The 19,107-nt window shown below is 74.5% G+C and carries 13 protein-coding genes; 10 read left to right on the top strand and 3 right to left on the bottom strand.

From position 1 onward, the window contains the following. Positions 1-9: 9 nt before the first annotated feature. Positions 10-759 (bottom strand): nucleotide exchange factor GrpE, encoded by a 750-nt coding sequence (gene grpE / locus ACN27B_RS10365; RefSeq protein WP_091565928.1) that lies wholly within the window; start codon positions 757-759, stop codon positions 10-12. A 48-nt stretch (positions 760-807) separates the two neighbouring features. Continuing rightward, on the bottom strand, positions 808-2,670 hold the full coding sequence (dnaK, locus tag ACN27B_RS10360) for a molecular chaperone DnaK (protein ID WP_099163105.1): 1,863 nt from the start codon (positions 2,668-2,670) through the stop codon (positions 808-810). Positions 2,671-2,880: 210 nt separating this feature from the next. Here dnaK and ACN27B_RS10355 point away from each other — a divergent pair, with 210 nt between their 5' ends. From ACN27B_RS10355 to ACN27B_RS10315, 9 genes are all read left to right on the top strand, one after another. Further along, a complete protein-coding gene (locus ACN27B_RS10355) occupies positions 2,881-4,719 on the top strand; it encodes an ABC transporter (protein WP_422744661.1) in 1,839 nt (612 codons plus the stop codon). Continuing rightward, positions 4,716-6,395, top strand: a complete 1,680-nt coding sequence (locus ACN27B_RS10350) for a GTPase (protein WP_422744659.1) — start codon at positions 4,716-4,718, stop codon at positions 6,393-6,395. The genes ACN27B_RS10355 and ACN27B_RS10350 overlap by 4 nt, the downstream gene beginning before the upstream one ends. 52 nt (positions 6,396-6,447) lie before the next feature. Next, positions 6,448-7,674 (top strand): hypothetical protein, encoded by a 1,227-nt coding sequence (locus ACN27B_RS10345; RefSeq protein ID WP_099163108.1) that lies wholly within the window; start codon positions 6,448-6,450, stop codon positions 7,672-7,674. Positions 7,675-7,970: 296 nt separating this feature from the next. Continuing rightward, a complete protein-coding gene (locus tag ACN27B_RS10340; protein ID WP_422744657.1) occupies positions 7,971-8,690 on the top strand; it encodes a hypothetical protein in 720 nt (239 codons plus the stop codon). A 613-nt stretch (positions 8,691-9,303) separates the two neighbouring features. Beyond that, on the top strand, positions 9,304-10,482 hold the full coding sequence (gene pdhA / locus ACN27B_RS10335) for a pyruvate dehydrogenase (acetyl-transferring) E1 component subunit alpha (protein WP_099163109.1): 1,179 nt from the start codon (positions 9,304-9,306) through the stop codon (positions 10,480-10,482). Beyond that, positions 10,482-11,471, top strand: a complete 990-nt coding sequence (locus ACN27B_RS10330; RefSeq protein ID WP_091565947.1) for an alpha-ketoacid dehydrogenase subunit beta — start codon at positions 10,482-10,484, stop codon at positions 11,469-11,471. Before pdhA ends, ACN27B_RS10330 begins: the two co-directional genes overlap by 1 nt. A 5-nt stretch (positions 11,472-11,476) precedes the next feature. Further along, positions 11,477-12,925: a dihydrolipoamide acetyltransferase family protein gene (locus ACN27B_RS10325; RefSeq protein ID WP_422745894.1), complete on the top strand. Its 1,449-nt coding sequence runs from the start codon at positions 11,477-11,479 to the stop codon at positions 12,923-12,925. Positions 12,926-13,147: 222 nt separating this feature from the next. Next, positions 13,148-13,285, top strand: coding sequence for a hypothetical protein (locus ACN27B_RS10320; protein ID WP_172967877.1), 138 nt, complete (start codon positions 13,148-13,150; stop codon positions 13,283-13,285). A gap of 348 nt (positions 13,286-13,633) precedes the next feature. Next, positions 13,634-16,624: an LppU/SCO3897 family protein gene (locus ACN27B_RS10315; protein ID WP_422744654.1), complete on the top strand. Its 2,991-nt coding sequence runs from the start codon at positions 13,634-13,636 to the stop codon at positions 16,622-16,624. 146 nt (positions 16,625-16,770) lie between these two features. Here ACN27B_RS10315 and ACN27B_RS10310 read toward each other — a convergent pair whose 3' ends face one another. Continuing rightward, complete coding sequence (locus ACN27B_RS10310) at positions 16,771-17,025, bottom strand: hypothetical protein (RefSeq protein WP_422744652.1); 255 nt, start codon at positions 17,023-17,025, stop codon at positions 16,771-16,773. A gap of 228 nt (positions 17,026-17,253) precedes the next feature. Here ACN27B_RS10310 and ACN27B_RS10305 point away from each other — a divergent pair, with 228 nt between their 5' ends. Then, a complete protein-coding gene (locus ACN27B_RS10305) occupies positions 17,254-19,095 on the top strand; it encodes an NHL domain-containing thioredoxin family protein (RefSeq protein ID WP_099163112.1) in 1,842 nt (613 codons plus the stop codon). Positions 19,096-19,107: the final 12 nt, after the last annotated feature.

The raw sequence follows: 19,107 nt of genomic DNA, 5'->3' as shown, positions 1-19,107 counted from the left end.
GGGTGGGCACTACTCCGGGTCCGCGACCGCGACCAGAGCCGGCCGCAGCAGGCGCTCGCCGAGCTGGTAGCCCCGGCGCATGACCTGCACGCAGGTCGGCTCGGTGACGTCGGCGGAGGTCTGGTGCGCCACCGCCTCGTGCCGGGTCGGGTCGAACGGGTCGCCCTGCTCGCCGAACGCGGTCAGGCCGAACTTGCCGAGCGCGGCGGTGAGCTGATCGGCCACACTGCCGAACGGTCCCACCAGGTCGCCGTGCTCGCGGGCCCGGTCCAGGTCGTCCAGGATCGGCAGCAGCGCGGTGAGCACCGTGCCGGTGGCCTGCTCCTGGACCAGGCTGCGGTCCCGGTCGACCCGCTTGCGGTAGTTGGCGTACTCCGCCGAGACCCGCTGGAGGTCGCGGGTGCGCTCCTCCAGGTCCCCGCGGAGGGCCTCCAGCTCGGCGCCGAGCGGCGCCGCCTTGCCGGTCTCCCCGCTCGGCTCGGCCGGTGAGTCGACCACCGGCGGGCCGGAGACCTCGGCCTCGCCGCCGATCTCGTCGACCACGACCTCGGCCTCCTCGACCAGCCCCTCGGCGGGCGCGTCGGCGGCCGCGTCGGCCGCCGAGGCGTCGTTCGCCGGCTGCTCGGTCACCTTGCCGAGCTTGCGCTTGTCGCGGATGACGACCCGCGGCTCGTCACCGGCGTCCTTGCCGGTGCCCGCGGAGCCGCCCGGCGCCGACCCGGTGGAACCCGGGTCGGACGCTCGTGGCTTGTCCGTCATGCGGTTACCTCATCCCTCTGCCGTGCGGACCGTGCCCGGGACCGAAGGTCACTTCTTGTCCTCGTCCACGATCTCCGCGTCGACCACGTCGTCGGCGCCACCGGCCTGCGGGCCGCCGGCCGCACCCGCGCCGGCGCCCGGCCCGGCCGCGCCCGGGGCGGTCTGCTCGCCCTCCTGCTGCTGCGCGTAGAGCAGCGAGCCGGCCTGCTGGGAGACCTGGGCCAGCTTCTCGTGGGCCGACTTGATCTTGTCGATGTCCTGGCCGCCGAGAGCGCTGCGCAGCTCGCCGAGCGCCTCGTTGAGCTGGTCCCGGTTCTCGCTGGGCAGCTTGTCGCCGCTCTCGGCGAGGAACTTCTCGGTCTGCCACTGGAGCGCCTCGGCCACGTTGCGGGTCTCGGCCTCCTCACGGCGACGCTTGTCCTCGTCGGCGTGCTCCTCGGCGTCCCGGCGCATCCGCTCGATGTCGTCCTTCGGCAGCGAGGAGCCGCCGGTGATCGTCATCTTCTGCTCCTTGCCGGTGCCCAGGTCCTTGGCGTGCACGTTGACGATGCCGTTGGCGTCGATGTCGAACGTGACCTCGATCTGCGGCACGCCGCGCGGCGCCGGCGGGAGGCCGGTCAGCTCGAAGGTGCCGAGCTTCTTGTTGTAGGCCGCGATCTCCCGCTCGCCCTGGAACACCTGGATCAGCACCGACGGCTGGTTGTCGTCCGCCGTGGTGAAGACCTCGGAGCGCTTGGTCGGGATGGTGGTGTTGCGCTCGATGAGCTTGGTGAAGATGCCGCCCTTGGTCTCGATGCCCAGGCTCAGCGGGGTCACGTCGAGCAGCAGGACGTCCTTGACCTCGCCCTTGAGCACGCCGGCCTGCAGGGCGGCGCCGACGGCGACGACCTCGTCCGGGTTGACGCCCTTGTTCGGGTCACGGCCGGTGAGCTGCTTGACCAGGTCGGTCACGGCCGGCATCCGGGTGGAGCCGCCGACCAGGATCACGTGGTCGACGTCGGAGATCTTGATCCCGGCGTCCTTGACGGCCTGCTCGAACGGGCCCTTGCAGCGGTCCAGCAGGTCCTGCGTCATGCGCTGGAACTCGGCGCGGCTCAGCGTCACGTCGAGGTGCAGCGGGCCGGCCGAACCGGCGGTGATGTAGGGCAGGTTGATGTTGCTGGTGGTGGCGGCGGACAGCTCGATCTTGGCCTTCTCAGCGGCCTCCTTGAGCCGCTGCATGGCCATCTTGTCCTGCGACAGGTCGATGCCGTGCTCGCCGCGGAACGTCTTCACCAGGTGGTCGATGATGCGCTGGTCCCAGTCGTCGCCGCCCAGCTGGTTGTCACCGCTGGTGGACTTGACCTCCACCACGCCCTCGGCCAGCTCCAGCAGCGACACGTCGAAGGTGCCGCCACCGAGGTCGAAGACCAGGACGGTCTGCTCCTTGGAGCCCTTGTCCAGGCCGTACGCCAGGGCCGCCGCGGTCGGCTCGTTCACGATCCGCAGCACGTTGAAGCCGGCGATCTCGCCGGCCTCCTTGGTGGCCTGACGCTGGCCGTCGTTGAAGTAGGCCGGGACGGTGATCACGGCGTCGGTGATCTGCTCGCCCAGGTAGGCCTCGGCGTCCCGCTTGAGCTTCATCAGCGTGCGGGCCGAGATCTCCTGCGGGGTGTACTTCTTGCCGTCGATGTCGACGGTCCAGTTGGTGCCGATCTCCCGCTTGACCGAGCGGATGGTCCGGTCGGGGTTGGTCACCGCCTGGCGCTTGGCGACCTCACCGACGAGCACCTCGCCGTTGCGGGCGAACGCGACGATCGAGGGAGTCGTACGCGAGCCCTCGGCGTTGGCGATGACGGTGGGCTCACCGCCCTCGAGAACGCTGACGCAGGAGTTCGTCGTGCCGAGGTCGATGCCGACCGCACGTGCCATGTTCGCTTCCTCGCTTCGTAACGGGTGAGCAGGTCAGGTGGCCTGCCCGGCGGGTCGCCCGGAAGCGACCGCACCACAAGTTGAGTGAACTTGACTCAATAGTGCCACGCGATCGGCAATCCGCAAGTCGGGGTTGAGCCGACCCGGCGCAACCTGACCGTTATTACCGTCCGGTTGTCTTACCTTGCGTCGGTCGGGCACGCTTTAGCGGTGACGACGCATGGCGATTCCGCCACCCGTGCCGGCGCGCCCGCCGTCGCAGCCCGCACCGGACCTCCCACCGGCGAGGACCAGCCCGCCGAAGCCGCGGCGGGCCTGCCCGCCGCGCTCACCGGCCTGCGGGCCGCGATCGACGCGGCTCGCTTCCCGCTCGCGCTCGCCTCGGCCGAGCCGGCTCGGCACGCCGCCCGCAGCCTGACCGACCAGCTCGACGACTACCTGCTTCCCCGGCTGGCCCGGCTCGACGCCCCGCTGCTGGTGGTCGTCGGCGGGTCGACCGGCGCCGGCAAGTCGACGTTGGTCAACAGCCTGGTCCAGGCACGGGTCAGCGCGGCCGGCGTGCTCCGCCCGACGACCCGCTCGCCGGTGCTGGTCTGCAGCCCGAGCGACGCCGCCTGGTTCCGCCAGGGCGACCTGCTGCCCGGCCTGACCCGCACCACCGAGCCGAGCGAGCAGCCCGGCACCCTCCAGCTGGTCACCGCCCCGGCGCTCCCGCCCGGCCTGGCCTTCCTCGACGCGCCCGACATCGACTCGGTGGTCGACGCCAACCGGGCGCTGGCCGGGCAACTGCTGGCCGCCGCCGACCTGTGGCTGTTCGTCACCACCGCCGCCCGCTATGCCGACGCCGTCCCCTGGGAGCTGCTGCGCAGCGCCCGGGCCCGGGGCACCGCCGTCGCCATGGTGCTCGACCGGGTCCCGCCGGAGGCCGCCGACGAGATCGCCGCCCACCTGTCGGAGATGCTCGCATCGCAGGACCTGGGCGCCGCGCCGCTGTTCGTGCTGCCGGAGACGTGGGTGGACGGTCAGGGGCTGCTGCCCGACCGGATGACCGCCCCGCTGAGCGGCTGGTTCGCCCGGCTCGCCGCCGACGCAGACGCCCGCGCGGCGGTGGTCCGGCAGACGCTCGACGGCGCGCTCGCCGCCCTGCACCCGGTGGTGGAGGCGCTGGCCGAGGCCGCCGACGAGCAGGCGACCTCGGCCGACGCGCTGGACGAGCGGGTCCGCGCCGCCTACCGGGGCGCCGAGCGGACCGTCGACCAGGGGCTCAAGGACGGCCGGCTGCTCCGCGGCGAGGTGCTGGCCCGCTGGCAGGAGTTCGTCGGCACCGGGGAGTTCTTCCGCAGCCTGGAGGCGCGGATCGGCCGGCTGCGCGACCGGGTCGTCGCGGCGGTCACCGGGCGGCCCGCGCCGGCGGCCGAGCTGCGCACGGCGATCGAGTCCCAGCTGGTCACGCTGTTGCGCGGGGTGGCCGCCGAGGCGGCCGAGAACGCGTACACCGGGTGGAAGGCGCACCCGGCCGGCGCGGCGCTGCTGGAGCCGGACCTGGCGCACGCCTCGGCCGACCTGCCCGCTCGCGCCGAGCAACTCGTCCGCGACTGGCAGCGCGGGGTGCTGGAGCTGGTCCGGGTCGAGGGCGGGGACCGGCGGTTCGTGGCCCGCACGGCCGCGTACGCGGTCAACGCCACCGGCCTGGCCGTCATGATCGGCGTCTTCGCCTCCACCGCGTTCATCCCGACCGGGCTGGAGGTGGCCGCCGGCACCGGCACGGCGGTCGCCGGGCAGACCGTGCTCCAGGCCATCTTCGGCGACCAGGCGGTGCGCAACCTGGCCCGCACGGCGCGGGTGGACCTGCTCGACCGGGTCGGCGCGCTGCTGGCCGAGGAGGCCGGCCGCTTCCTCGCCCGCACCGAGGCGGCCCGCCCGGCCGCCGACGCCGGCGCGACGCTGCGGCGGGCCGCGACCGAGGTCGAGCGGGCCCGGCACCGCAGCGGCCTGACCCGCGCCGACCGGGCCGCGCTGCCCACCACCGAGCAGGACGGTCGCGCATGAGCAACATCGTGGGGCGGATGCGCGAGGCGTTCCGGGGTGACCAGCGGGTCGACCCGGACGTCCTGATCGCGCGCCTCCAGGCGGTCCAGCGCTTCCTCGGCGCGGTCGACGGCCAGGTGCCCGACGCCCAGCTCGTCGCCGCGCACACCGTGGTCGAGCGGGCCGGTGACCGGCTCGCCCTCTCCGGCCGCCACACCGTGGTCGCCCTCGCCGGTGCCACCGGCAGCGGCAAGTCCAGCCTGTTCAACGCGCTGGCCCGGATGGACCTCTCCCCGGTCGGCGTCCGCCGCCCGACCACCGGCGTGACCCACGCCTGCGTCTGGGGCCCGCTCGACGGCGCGGTCCGGCTGCTCGACTGGGTCGGGGTGCTCCCCCGGCACCGGTTCGTCCGGGAGAGCCCGCTCGACGGCGACGACGAGTCCACCCTGCACGGGCTGGTCCTGCTGGACCTGCCCGACTTCGACTCGGTCCAGCACACCCACCGGCTGGAGGTCGACCGGCTGCTCGGCCTGGTCGACCTCGTGGTCTGGGTGGTCGACCCGCAGAAGTACGCCGACCGCGTGATCCACACCAGCTACCTGCGCGAGTTCCACCGGCACAAGGACGTCACCGTCGTGGTGCTCAACCAGGCCGACCGGTTGCCCCCGACCGAGCTGCCCCGGGTCCTCGACGACCTGCGCCGGCTGCTCGACGCCGACGGGCTGGGCGGCGTGCCGCTGTTGCCCACCGTGGCGGTGGATCCGGCCGGGCTGGACGGGCTGCGGGGTGAGCTGGAGCGTACGGTCGCCGAACGGCAGGCCGCCCTGCGCCGGCTCTCCGGCGACGTGGACGCCGTGGTGGCCGACCTCGAACCGCTGGTCGGGCCGGAGCCACCGGCCACCCGACCCGGTGACGCCTCGGCCCAGGAACTCACCCGGGCGCTGGCCGGCGCGGCCGGCGTGGCGACCGTCGCGCACGCGGTCGAGGGGGCCTACCGGCACCGGGCCGTCGCCAGCACCGGCTGGCCGCTGGTGCGGGGGTGGCGGAAGCTGCGGCCGGACCCGTTGCGCCGGCTGCACCTGCCCGGGCGGGACCCGGACGCGCCGGCGGAGAGCCTGGTCGCGGCCACCTCCGTACCCGATCCGACGGCCGCGCAGCGGTCGGCGCTGAACCTGGCCATCCGGGCGGTGGCCGACCGGTCCAGCGCCGAGCTGCCGGCGCCGTGGCCGACCGCGGTGACCAGCGCGGCCCGGTCCCGCCTGGGCGAGCTGCCGGGCGCGCTCGACCACGCGGTGGCCGCCACCGACCTCGGCATGGACCGCCGCCCGGGCTGGTGGCGGGTGGTCGGCGGGCTCCAGTGGCTGGTCACCCTCGCGGCGCTGGGCGGGCTGGTCTGGCTGGTCCTCGGGTACGCGCTGCGCCTGCTCGGCCTGCCGCCGCTGGAGCACCCGAAGCTCGGCGAGGTGCCCTGGCCCACAGTGCTGCTGCTCGGCGGGCTGCTGGCCGGGCTGCTGGTCGCGGCCCTGACCCGCCCGGTGGTCGGCTGGGCGGCCCGGCGGGCCCGGCGTCGGGCCGAGCAGCGCCTGCTCACCTCGGTCGGCAGCGTCGGCGAGAAATACGTGCTGGACCCGGTCTGGGCGGTGCTGGCGCGCTACGGCACGGCCCGCGACGCGGTGCGGGACGCCGGGCGGCGCTGAACCCGGCGCGCTGGCCGATGTGGTGGCCGGCAGCGCGGCGTAGGGTCGACGCATGGCCACGCCACAGACCCCCTACGACGCGGTGCTGCACGCCGCGCGCGACGTGACGAGGCTCGACTCCGCCCTGGACGCGGAGATGCTCGGCGCCGCGTTGCTGGGCAGCGTCTACGCCGTCGCGGAGCACGACCGCGAGCACGCCGTCCGCGAGTTCGTGGCCGGCTTCCTCGCCGCCACGTCCCGCCGGCGCAGCGCCGCCGCCACCACCATTCGCGCCGTCTTCGCCACCCTGGTGCCCGACGCCGAGGGCGCCGCCCGGGTCCGGCCCGGCGCGCACGCCCCGGCATGGGCCGGCCAGCTCGGCCGGGTGCGCGTCACCGGCACCTGGGCGTACGGCGACGTGTACGGCGACCAGACCTCCTACCTCGCCACGTTCGCGTACGACGACGAGGAGCAGGGCGGCCCGGAGCACGCCCTGGTGGCGCTCGTCGACCACAACATCGGCATCACCAAGGACGTGTTCGTCGGCGGCCCGGCGGCCCGGATCGTCGAGCAGGCCCGGGAGATCTGCACCGAGGACGAGTTCACCTGGTTCCGCACCGAGGACCCGGCCCGGATGCACGCGGAGGTGAGCCGTCACCTGGCGGTCACCGACGACCTCGCCGAGCTGCCCACCCAGGGTTCGCTCGCCACCGACCGGGCCCTGGTGGGCGCCCGGCTGGCCGTGCTGCCCGGGCAGGCCCCGCCGGCCGGACCGGCCGTCGTGCTCCCGCCCACCGACGAGGAACGGACCCGCCTGGTACGCGCCTTCCTCGACTCGCCCGAGGCCGCCCGGTTCGGCCTGCCCCAGGTCGCCGACGGCGAGCTGGCCTCCCTGCACTTCTGCCTCGGCCTGCTGCTCGACCATGCGGCGAGCTTCCCGGACGCGGACCCGATGCGGTGGAGCCCGATGGTGGCCGAGCTGTTCCTGCTCGACTGGGTGCACCGTCGGGCCGTGCTGGACATGGACGACGCGGCGATGCTGCCCCGGGTGCTCCGCGCCTGGGCGGCGTACGCGGCCCGGCAGCGGGGGCTGTCGCAGCCGGCGGCCGACCGGACGGACGAGACGATCACCGAGATGGTGCCCGAGTTCGCCCGGCTCTACAGCACCGGTGAACGGCGCAGCCCGGCCACCGCGGCGGTGGCCCAGCTGATGGCGGACGGCGTGGACCCGGACGACCCGGAGGCGCTGAACGCCTGGATCGAGGCCAACCGGCACCGCCTCACCGACGACCCCGCCTGACCGGACCGTGTGCCGGTGCCTGCGTGCCGGCTGCAAATGATCAACACCGGTTTGTCCGGATGTGCCTCTCGCGTGACCCTGCGTGACGCGAGAGGCGAAGCCTCGGGAAGAAAGCGATATACCGGAGAGTCATAAATATGACTCCTGGTCATATCGCTCGTGACCGGTCGGTCCATCCGGCGGCGGGCCGGCCGGACAACCAGGCGCTCGCAGGCCAGGCCCGGCCGGATCGACCGAAGCCGCCCAGGCCGCAGCCGACCGAGCGCGCCAGGCAGTGCGGGTGGACGGGCTACGCGGTGGCCGGAGCCGGCACCGTCGGTGACGCGAACCACCCCGGCGCGGGCTGGCCGAGCGAGAACGGGCTCGGCGCGGACCGGCTGGGCGCGACCGTCGCGCTCGGGAGCGGCGTATCGTCCGGCTCTCCGCTCGGCGCGGGGCCGCCACTCGGCGCGGGGCCGCCACTCGGCGCGGGGCCGCCACTCGGCGCGGGGCCGCCACTCGGCGCGGGCTCCTCGCTCGGCTCGGAGGTCGGCTCCGCCGAACCGCCCGTCGGACCGGGCGTCGGTTCGGCGGACGAGCCGGACGGCTCAGGACTTGGGCTCGGCCCGGGTGTGCCGGGGTCGCTGGGCGAGGGCGACGGGGAGGGCACCGGCGACGGGCGCGGCGGCCGGACCGGCGTGGGCCGGGTCGGGGTGGCCGGCGGCGTCGGCGCGGTGGCCGGCCGGGACCGACGCTCGCGGACGAGGTCGCTGTCGTCGGCCGGGACCGGGGCGGCCGGCAGCACCGGTCGCGGGGGCACGGTGGTGGCGCCGGCCACGGGCGTGGGTGCGGGGAGCACCGGGGCCTGGGTGGTCTGCGGCAGCGGGACGACCACCGGGCCGACCGAGGGCGTGGGGAGGAACGGGGTGCTGGTGTCCGGGAGGGCGCTGTTCCCCACGGTCGCCGAGCCGGCGCTGATCGCGGCCAGGATCGGCATCGACGCGGTGCCGGCGAGCAGCGCCACGGTCAGCAGGTAGCCGCGGCTCGGTCCGCCGGCTCCGGGAGCCCGGTGCGCGCCGACCACGCGGCGGTAGCGGGCGGCGGGCAGGGCCCGGTGCCGGCCGAGGAAGGGAGCACCGGGAGGACCCTCTGGCTCGGACACCGGGCACACTCCTCGTACGCGTCGACATGGACCGGAGAGCACGCGCGCATATTCGGACAAATGCCGCGCGAAGGCTCACCGTCAGCTTGGACCAGTGACGCTCAGTTCACCAGTCGCCACCGCGTGTCGACACACAATTTGTCCGTCGGCCCGACCTGACACATCGGGCAAAAACGTCTATGCGTCGCGAACCCGATCGAACGTCACCGGCGGGGGAGGCCATACTGTGGGCCCGCTCACCTCCTCTGCAATCATTCAGGCACGACGGCAACGCAGCCGCCACCTCCGCGCACCCCGCGGCTGGTGCGGCACGGCGCCGGCGCTCCCGGGCCTGGGTCCCCCGACGGACCCCGGCTCACGCCGCGCGGCAACCCTCACCGGGGCTAGGCGCGGTCGCCAGGGACCGACCCGGCAGCAGCCGGGCGGGCGCACGAGGTGCGCGGCTCGGGTCACCCCCGGCGCCGGCGCAGACAGACAGGGAGAGACGGATGGCAAAGGGCGACCCCGGGGCCGCCACCCGCAGCAAGCGGGCCGCACCCCGTACCAGGCGCACCGCCGCGACCGGCGAACCGGAACTCGTACAGCTGCTCACCCCCGAGGGTGAGCGGATCGAGACCGCGCTCGGCCCGGACGGGACCGAGTACCGCGTCGACTTCACCGACGACGAGTACCGCGGGCTCTACCGCGACCTCGTCCTGGTCCGCAAGCTCGACGCCGAGGCCACCGCCCTGCAGCGCCAGGGCGAGCTGGGCCTGTGGGCCAGCCTGCTGGGCCAGGAGGCCGCCCAGGTCGGCTCCGGCCGGGCGCTGCGCGCGCAGGACATGGCGTTCCCCACCTACCGGGAGCACGGCGTCCTCTACTGCCGCGGCATCGACCCGATCATGCCGCTGGGCCTGTTCCGCGGCGTGGACCAGGGCGGCTGGGACCCGAACGAGTTCAAGTTCAACATGTACACGATCGTGATCGGGGCGCAGACCCTGCACGCGACCGGGTACGCCATGGGTGTCGCCATGGACGGCAAGACCGGCGGCGAGGACGGCGAGGCGGTGATCGCCTACTTCGGCGACGGCGCCACCAGCCAGGGCGACGTCAACGAGTCGTTCGTCTGGGCCAGCGTCTTCAACGCCCCGCTGGTGTTCTTCTGCCAGAACAACCAGTACGCCATCTCCGAGCCGCTGGAGCGGCAGACCCGGGTCCCGCTCTACCGGCGGGCCGGCGGGTTCGGCTTCCCCGGCGTCCGGGTGGACGGCAACGACGTGCTCGCGTCGTACGCGGTGACCCGGCACGCGCTGGACAACGCGCGCAACGGCCAAGGGCCGAGCCTGATCGAGGCGTACACCTACCGGATGGGCGCGCACACCACCTCCGACGACCCGACGCGCTACCGGATCGCCAGCGAGGTCGAGGCGTGGCAGGCCAAGGACCCGATCGCCCGGATGAAGGCGTTCCTGCTCAAGCAGCAGATCGCCGACGAGTCGTTCTTCACCGAGGTCGACGAGCAGGCCCGCACCGAGTCGGTGCACCTGCGCGAGCGGGTGCTCACCATGCCCGACCCGCAGCCGGTCAGCATGTTCGACCACGTCTACCCGCACGGGTCGCCCGAGCTGGACGAGCAGCGGGCCCGGTTCTCGCAGTACATGGAGTCGTTCGAGGGGAGCGCCCACTGATGGCCACGGAGACGCTCACCCTCGGCAAGGCGCTCAACACCGGCCTGCGGCGGGCCCTGGAGAACGACCCCAAGGTCGTCATCATGGGCGAGGACGTCGGCAAGCTCGGCGGCGTGTTCCGCATCACCGACGGCCTGCAGAAGGACTTCGGCGACCAGCGGGTGATCGACACCCCGCTGGCCGAGTCCGGCATCATCGGCACCGCGGTCGGCCTGGCCATCCGCGGCTACCGGCCGGTCTGTGAGATCCAGTTCGACGGCTTCGTCTACCCCGCGTACGACCAGATCGTGTCGCAGGTGGCGAAGATGCACTACCGCTCGCAGGGCAAGGTGCGGATCCCGATGGTCATCCGGATCCCCTACGGCGGCGGCATCGGCGCGGTGGAGCACCACTCCGAGTCGCCCGAGGCCTACTTCGCGCACACCGCGGGCCTCAAGGTGGTGACCTGCGCGAACCCGCAGGACGCGTACGTGATGATCCAGCAGGCCATCGCCTCGGACGACCCGATCGTGTTCCTGGAGCCGAAGCGGCGCTACTGGGAGAAGGGTCCGGTCGACCTGGACGCGCCGCTCGCCGACGCGTACCCGCTGCACTCGGCCCGGGTCGCGCGGCCCGGCACGGACGCCACCGTGCTGGCCTACGGGCCGATGGTGCGCACCGCGCTGGACGCGGCCACCGCCGCGGCCGAGGACGGCCGGGAGCTGGAGGTCGTCGACCTGCGCACGCTGTCCCCGCTGGACCTGACCGCCGCGTACGAGTCGGTGCGGCGCACCGGCCGCTGCGTGGTCGTGCACGAGGCCCCGGGCAACCTGGGCCTCGGGTCGGAGATCGCGGCCCGGGTCACCGAGGAGTGCTTCTACTCCCTGGAGTCCCCGGTGCTGCGGGTGACCGGCTTCGACACCCCCTACCCGGCCTCCCGGGTGGAGGAGGAGTACCTGCCCGACCTCGACCGGGTGCTCGACGCCGTCGACCGCACCTTCGGCTGGTGAGCGACATGTCCCGGATCAAGACGTTCAACCTGCCCGACCTGGGCGAGGGCCTGACCGAGGGCGAAATCCTCGCCTGGCTGGTCAAGGTGGGCGACGACATCGAGCTGAACCAGCCGATCGTCGAGGTGGAGACCGCGAAGGCGGCGGTCGAGATCCCGGCGAAGTGGGCCGGCCGGGTGCAGGCGATCTTCCACCCGGAGGGTTCGACGGTCGAGGTCGGCGTACCGATCATCGCGATCGACACCGACCCGGGCGCCGGGCCGGTGGAGGAGTCGACGACCGGCGCCCCGGCGTCGGCGCTGCCGACCCCGTCGGCCGCCTCGCTGGCCGCGGTCGAGGTCGCGCCCGCCGAGGGCATGGTCGAGCCGGGCCTGATCGGCGGCGCGGCCCCGGGCGGGCGGACCGCCGTGCTGGTCGGCTACGGCCCGCGCAACGCTCCGGCCAAGCGCCGGGCGCGCAAGGGCGACGTGCCGGCCCAGGCCGCCGCCCCGGCGCCGGTCGCGCCGGTGCCGGCCCCCGTCGCGCCCGCTCCGGCGGTGAACGGCAACGGCCGGGTCTCCGGTCCGGTGCTGGCCAAGCCGCCGGTCCGCAAGCTCGCCAAGGACCTCGGGGTCGACCTGGCCACGCTGACCGGTTCGGGTCCGCTGGGCTCGATCACCCGGGAGGACGTACAGCGGGCGGCGAGCGGGACCCCGGCGGCGGCCGAGCCGCTGACGGTCACCGCGCCGGCGACGTCGGTCGCGAGCTTCGGCGCGGACCGCGAGCAGCGCATCCCGGTCAAGGGGGTACGCAAGCTGACCGCGGAGAACATGGCCCGCTCGGCGTTCACCGCCCCGCACGTGACGGAGTTCCTCACCGTCGACGTGACCCGGGCGATGAAGGCGCTGGACCGGCTCCGCGACCGGCGGGAGTGGCGCGACGTGCGGGTCTCGCCGCTGCTGCTGGTCGCCAAGGCGGTGCTGCTGGCGGTCAAGCGCCACCCGATGGTCAACTCGACCTGGGCCGGCGACGAGATCGTGGTGAAGGAGTACGTGAACCTGGGCATCGCGGCGGCCACCGAGCGGGGCCTGATCGTGCCGAACATCAAGGACGCCGGCCGGCTCTCGCTGCGCGAACTGGCGGACGCGATGACCGGCCTGGTGCAGACCGCGAAGTCGGGGAAGACCTCCCCGGCGGACATGTCCGGCGGCACGCTCACCATCACCAACGTCGGCGTCTTCGGCGTCGACACCGGTACGCCGATCCTGCCCCCGGGCGAGTCGGCGATCCTCGCCTTCGGCGCGGTCCGGGAGCAGCCCTGGGTGCACAAGGGCAAGGTGAAGCCGCGTCTGGTCACCACGCTGGGGCTCTCCTTCGACCACCGGATCATCGACGGTGAGCTGGGCTCGAAGTTCCTCCGCGACATCGGGGACTTCCTGGCCGACCCGGAGGCGGCGCTGCTCGCCTGGACCTGACCTACCACCGCTCCGGTCGACGGCCGGTGTGCCACGGGTGAACGCCCGGCACACCGGCCGTTGCCGTTGGGAGGCGAAATCATCGGCCCGTGAGGGCATCTAACCTACGATCCTTAGGTGCGTGGTTCAGCTCACCTAATAATCGATGGCGCTCGGCGGCCTCATGCGCTTCAATAGAGACATCAAGGGGCTGACAACCGAATAGCCAGGAGGAGACCCAAGATGAGCATGATCGAGCGAATCCGCACCCGCCGCGACGCCAACCGCCGGGCCCGTGCCATCGAGCACGCCCTGCGTTCCGCCAACTCGCCCGCGGTCCGGAACGAGCTTCTCGCCATCGCCCAGCGTCACATGAGCTGACGCCACCGACCTTTCTCACCTCCTCCAGTCCGAAGACCCGCCCGGCACGCCGGGCGGGTCTTCGGCGTATCCGGGGTCGGTCGGCACCGGGATTCCACCCCGCCGCACCGCCCGGTACGGTTGGCACGGTCGCCAACCGACTGCCTCCGGACCGACGCGAGAAGCGAAACCCATCGACGTCGCCCGGTGACTCTCGGTGGCGGCTGAGGCTCCCCCGAGCGCCTTCGGGCGACCACCGGATACGGTGCGGGGAGCCCGCACGGCCGGTACCCGCCGGCGACGCCGGTGGCCATGCCGACGGTTCCCGACCGGCATCGGCGGCCGACCTGTGATGGAGGAGGCGCACCCATGACGTCCGAGGCTCCGCACCGCCCCGGCCAGGAGCCGGGCGAGGTGTCGCCGGGCACCGGCGGACCGGTGCCGTACGGCGATCAGCCGGCGCAGCAGGACAACGGGTACAACGGGTCGTCCGACCTCGGCTGGGCCCCGCCCCCGCCGGCCGGTCGGCCCACCCAGCCGGCCCCCGCCTGGGCCGCGCCCGACGACCAGCCACCCGCCTGGGGCCCGCCCCCGGGCCAGCCGGTCAGCGGCCGGGCCAGCGCCCAGGTTCCGCCGCCCGCCGACCAGGGCGGCCGGGGCCAGCAGCCCGCCTGGGGGGCCCCCGAGCAGGGCGTGCCGGCCTGGGCCGCGTCCGGCCCGGGCAACCCGACGTGGGCCACGCCCGAGCAGCCCGGCCCGGAGCGGTCCACCGAACCGGCGCCGCCGGCATGGGCCGCCGCGCCACCGAGCGGTCCCGCCGAGCCGGCGCCCCCGGCCTGGGCCACCGAGCAGAACAGTCCCACGTGGAACGCCGGCGGATCCTCCGGCGAGCAGCCGGCGTGGGCCCAGTCCGGCGACGCGGGTGCCCGCGGCACCGGCTACGTCCCGGCCCCGGCCACCGTGCCGAACGAGTCCTGGGCCACCCCGGCCGGCGCTGACGACCCGCACCGCTCCGGCGGGTTCACCCCGGGCGCCGGGCAGCAGGACGACGACCCGGGCCGCTCCGGCGGCTGGGCCGTCGGCGCCGCCGCCCAGCCGGACGACCCGCACCGCTCGGGCGGCTGGACGCCGCGCGACGAGCAGCCCGCCGGCGACGACCCGCACCGCTCCGGCGGTTGGACGCCCCGCGACAGCCAGCCGGCCTGGACCCCGCCGGGCCCGCAAACCGGCGCGACCTGGCCGCCCGCCGAGCCGCCCGCCCGTGCCGCCGCCAAGGTCTCCGTGCCCGGCACCGCCCGGCCCGACGCCTGGTCCAACCAGGAGCAGTCCGACCAGGACAACCGCCCGACCGGCGCCGAGGACGACCCGCACCGCTCCGGTGGATGGCCCGCTCCGCAGGCCGAGAGCCGGTCCGGTGGCTGGGACGAGTCCACCCGCGACGACGACCCGGACCGCTCCGGCGGCTGGGCCGCCGGCGGCCGGGCCGAAGCACCGCAGCCGGGGGCCTGGGGCGGTCCGGAGCAGCAGTCCCGCTCCGCCGGCGGGTGGAGCGGCGCCTCCGCCGTGCCGCAGCAGCGTGAGCCCGAGCGGCCGACCGACGAGCCGGCGCAGCCGGCCTGGGGAGCCGCCGCCGAGTCGTCGGCCCGGGCCAGCGTGTCCGTACCGGAGCCGGACGGCCGGCGCGGCCACCAGGACGAGCGCGGCGCCGAGCGCCCGGCCGTGCCGGACGCTGAGCCGTGGTCGCCGGACGAGGCCTGGGGACGGGCCGACGAGAGCGGTCAGGCGGCGTCGCCGGGCTGGCAGCCCGAGAGCGCGCCGGTCTACCAGCCGGCGCCCGCGCCGGGCATCTCCGCCGGCAACGCGGTGCCGCTGCCCGCCCAGGAGCAGCGGCGGGTGCCGGGCGCGGCTTTGGCAGCCTCGCCGCCCGCCGACCACCCGGCCGCGCCCTACGCACCGGCCGAGCGCGAACCCCAGGCGTACGAGCCGGAGCACGGTGACGCCGGCTGGGGCGCGGCCCGCCCCGGGCACGAGGAGCCGCAGTCGCCCGCCGGCCCGGCCGTGCCGGGCCCGCGTACGTCGCCCGAGTCCGGCCCGGTCTCGGCCAGCGCGTCGGTGCCGATGACCAGCCGGGTCACCCCGCCGTCCGACCAGCCCCTGCACCCGACCGGCGCACCGGCGCCGCAGCCCCGGGTGTACGGCCGGCCGGCCCGACCGGAGCCCGACGAGACTCCCGAGGCGGACGAGGCACCCGCCTTCGGCGGCCCGCAGTCCCGCCCGGACGACGCGCGCGGCTTCGCCGGGCCCGACGACCGTCCCGGTTTCCCGGGGCAGGACGACCGTCCCGGGTTCGCCGGACACGACGACCGCTCCGGGTTCGCCGGACACGACGACCGCTCCGGGTTCCCCGGGCAGGACGACCGTCCCGGGTTCCCCGGACACGACGACCGTCCCGGGTTCCCGCGGCAGGACGACCGGTCCGGCTACCCCGGGCCGGACGGCCCGCGGCAGGACGGTCCGTCCGGGTTCGCCGGGCCGCAGTCGCGGCCGGACGACGACGGGCCGCACGGATACGCCGACGCGCCGCAATCGTCACCGGCCGCCCCGCCGCCCTTCCCGATGGGCGTACCGTCCTTCGTCGACCCACCCGGCAACGACCGTCCCGCCAACGGCGTCCACCCGCACGGCGAGCAGCCCGGCGGCCCGCGCGACCCGTTCGGCGGCACCGGCGGTCCGCAGAACCCGTACGGCAACCAGGACCTGTACGGCGGTCCCGGAGGCCAGCAGGATCCGTTCGGCGGCCCCGGTGGGCGTCCCGACCCGTTCGGCGGGCCGCAGGACGGCTACGGCCCGCCGGCCGGTGGACGCGCCTCGGTCGCGGTGCCCGGTCAGGGCGGCGAGCCGGGCGGCTTCCCGCCCGCGTTCCCGCCGCCGCCGCAGCAGGCCCCGCCGGCCTGGTCCCCCGACGGTCCGTCCGGAGATCAGGACCAGGGCCGGTTCGACGCGTTCAAGCCGGAGGCCGAGCCGAAGACCGAGGCGCCCACGCCGAAGGTGCGCAACGGCCGGGTGCTGGCCGCCGTGCTGGTCGCGGCCGTGCTCATCCTCGCCGTGCCGCTCGGCCTGCTCACCCTGCTCGGCAAGGTGGGTGACGACAAGCCGGCGGGCTTCGACCCGGCGGTCGGCTCCTGCATCAAGCAGTCGGGGCAGAGCGCGGTGGCCGCGGACTGCGGCGAGCAGGGCGCGTTCACCGTGGTGTCGAAGGTGGACAACAAGGACAAGTGCGCGGACCTGTCCCAGCCCACTGTCGACCTCCAGGGCGGCGGCACCAACCGGGTGCTCTGCCTGAAGCCGGCCGGTCAGTAACCCGTACTCCCGGAGCGCCCGTCCCCAGCCGGGGCGGGCGCTCCGCGTTGCCCGGTGTGCGTCCGTTCACTGGGGCGTCCCTGTCCGCCTCGGGCGGCAGCGGGGAACTCCGCCAGCGGTAACCCCGAGCTGAACGCGATGCCCGGTCACCTGAGTGGCCGGGCATCGTCCGGTAGCACCGCCTCACCCATCGCCAGCCGCAAGCGGTGGTTGAGCCTTTCGAGCCCTTGCATGACGCGAGCGGAGTCCGGCGCTACCGAAGACAGCTCTTCGAAGTCGCCGAAGGCGTCGGCCATCTTCCGCACCGCCTTGTCGCCGAGCCGGTTCAGCATCACCTCGGCCTGAATCGGCATGACAACGCGCAGGAGGGCAAGCAGTTCGTCCCGGGTCAGCTCACTCACACCGCCAGCATGGCACCCGACCGGGCAGGTCTTTTGCGTCCTGGGCAGGGGGAGCGCCGCGAAGGGCAGGGCGAGTTGCGGAAGGCGTCACGAGTGACGTTCCGAGGCCTCTTCTCATAGTCCTGTAGGTGTCTCGGGCCGTGACACCGCCTGATCCGCTGCCGTTCGCCGCATCACGTTGACCGATCCCCCGCGCCTCCCTCGGCAACGCCGTGGGAGGGTTGGCACATGGCTACCTCGCCCCGCGTACGAGCGCCCGAACTTCGCGGCCGAGCCTGGCTCAACACAGGCGGACGAAATCTGACATTGCGGGACCTTCGAGGTCGTATAGTCGTCCTCGATTTTTGGACGTTCTGCTGCATCAACTGCCTGCACGTGCTCGACGAGCTGCGCCCGCTCGAGGAGAAGTACGGCGACGTGCTGGTCGTGATCGGGGTGCACTCGCCGAAGTTCGAGCACGAGAAGGACCCGGACGCGCTGGCCGCGGCCGTCGAGCGGTACGGCGTGCACCACCCCGTGCTCGACGACCCCGAGATGGACATGTGGCAGCAGTACGCCGCCAAGGCGTGGCCGACGTTGTCGGTGGTCGACCCCGAGGGCTACGTGGTCGCCACGATGGCCGGTGAGGGGCACGCCGAGGGCCTGGCCCGGCTGGTCGACGACCTGATCGCCACGCACGAGGCGAAGGGCACGCTGCACCGGGGCGAGGGCCCGTACGTACCGCCGGCCGAGCCGGAGACGGCGCTGCGCTTCCCCGGCAAGGCCGTGCCGCTCGACGGCGGCAACCTGCTGGTCTCGGACTCCGCCCGACACTCAGTGGTCGAGCTGGCCCCGGACGCGGAGACGGTGGTCCGCCGGATCGGCACCGGCACCCGTGGCCGCACCGACGGCCCGGCGGAGGGCGCGACGTTCGCCGAGCCGCAGGGCCTGTGCCTGCTGCCGCCGCACGTGGCCGAGGTCGCCGGCTACGACCTGGTCGTCGCGGACACGGTCAACCACCTGTTGCGCGGCGTACGGCTGGAGACCGGCGAGGTGGTCACCGTGGCCGGCACCGGGCGGCAGTGGCGCTCGACGGTCGACGACCACGCCCACGACGCGCGCTCGGTCGACCTCTCCTCCCCCTGGGACGTGGCCTGGTACGACGACCGGGTGGTCGTGGCGATGGCCGGCATCCACCAGCTCTGGTGGTTCGACCCGATCAAGCGGACCGCCGGCATGTACGCCGGTACCACGGTCGAGGCGCTGCGGGACGGGCCGCTGCCGGACGTCTGGATGGCGCAGCCGTCCGGGCTCGCCGTCTCGGCCGACGGCGCCCGGCTCTGGATCGCCGACAGCGAGACCAGCGCGATCCGCTGGGTCGAGGCCGGCGAGATGCACACCGCCGTGGGCCAGGGCCTGTTCGACTTCGGGCACGTCGACGGCCCGGCCGACCAGGCGCTGCTCCAACATCCGCTGGGGGTGTGCGCGCTGCCCGACGGTTCGGTCCTGATCGCGGACACGTACAACGGCGCGGTGCGTCGCTTCGACCCGGAGACCGGGCAGGTGGGCACCGTGGCCGACGGGCTGGCCGAGCCGAGCGACCTGGTGCTCACCGCCGACGGCGAGGTGCTGGTGGTCGAGTCGGCCGCGCACCGGCTGACCCGGCTGGCGCCGGGCGCGTTGACCGCGGCGGGCGCGAACACGGTACAGGGCCCGCGCCACCGGCTGGAGCGCAGACCCACGGACGTGACCGCGGGCGAGCTGACGCTCGACGTGATCTTCACGCCGTCGCCGGGGCAGAAGCTCGACGAGACGTACGGGCCGTCGACCCGCCTGGTGGTGTCGGCGTCCCCGCCGGAACTGCTGGTGGAGGGTGCGGGCACGACCACCGACCTGTCCCGCCGGCTGGTGGTCAGCGGGGACGTGGCGCAGGGCGTGTTGCAGGTGACCGCCCAGGCGGCGACGTGCGACGCGGACGTCGAGCACGCCGCCTGCCACCTGACCCGGCAGGACTGGGGCGTACCGGTGCGGGTGGTGGCCGGTGGCGCCGCCCGTCTGCCGCTGGTGCTACGCGGCCTGGACGAGTCCTGACCTGACGAGTGT

Source organism: Micromonospora sp. WMMD754 (assembly GCF_049315235.1).
GTDB lineage: Bacteria > Actinomycetota > Actinomycetes > Mycobacteriales > Micromonosporaceae > Micromonospora > Micromonospora sediminicola.
Note: the sequence above shows the minus strand (reverse complement) of the source record. Positions and strands in the feature narration are given on the sequence as shown.

What these genes read in the sequence shown, in the direction of transcription:
- grpE (WP_091565928.1), bottom strand. Translation starts at nt 759, where the DNA reads ATGACGGACAAGCCACGAGCGTCCGACCCGGGTTCCACCGGGTCGGCG.
- dnaK (WP_099163105.1), bottom strand. Translation starts at nt 2,670, where the DNA reads ATGGCACGTGCGGTCGGCATCGACCTCGGCACGACGAACTCCTGCGTC.
- ACN27B_RS10350 (WP_422744659.1), top strand. Translation starts at nt 4,716, where the DNA reads ATGAGCAACATCGTGGGGCGGATGCGCGAGGCGTTCCGGGGTGACCAG.
- ACN27B_RS10345 (WP_099163108.1), top strand. Translation starts at nt 6,448, where the DNA reads ATGGCCACGCCACAGACCCCCTACGACGCGGTGCTGCACGCCGCGCGC.
- pdhA (WP_099163109.1), top strand. Translation starts at nt 9,304, where the DNA reads ATGGCAAAGGGCGACCCCGGGGCCGCCACCCGCAGCAAGCGGGCCGCA.
- ACN27B_RS10330 (WP_091565947.1), top strand. Translation starts at nt 10,482, where the DNA reads ATGGCCACGGAGACGCTCACCCTCGGCAAGGCGCTCAACACCGGCCTG.
- ACN27B_RS10325 (WP_422745894.1), top strand. Translation starts at nt 11,477, where the DNA reads ATGTCCCGGATCAAGACGTTCAACCTGCCCGACCTGGGCGAGGGCCTG.
- ACN27B_RS10320 (WP_172967877.1), top strand. Translation starts at nt 13,148, where the DNA reads ATGAGCATGATCGAGCGAATCCGCACCCGCCGCGACGCCAACCGCCGG.
- ACN27B_RS10315 (WP_422744654.1), top strand. Translation starts at nt 13,634, where the DNA reads ATGACGTCCGAGGCTCCGCACCGCCCCGGCCAGGAGCCGGGCGAGGTG.
- ACN27B_RS10305 (WP_099163112.1), top strand. Translation starts at nt 17,254, where the DNA reads ATGGCTACCTCGCCCCGCGTACGAGCGCCCGAACTTCGCGGCCGAGCC.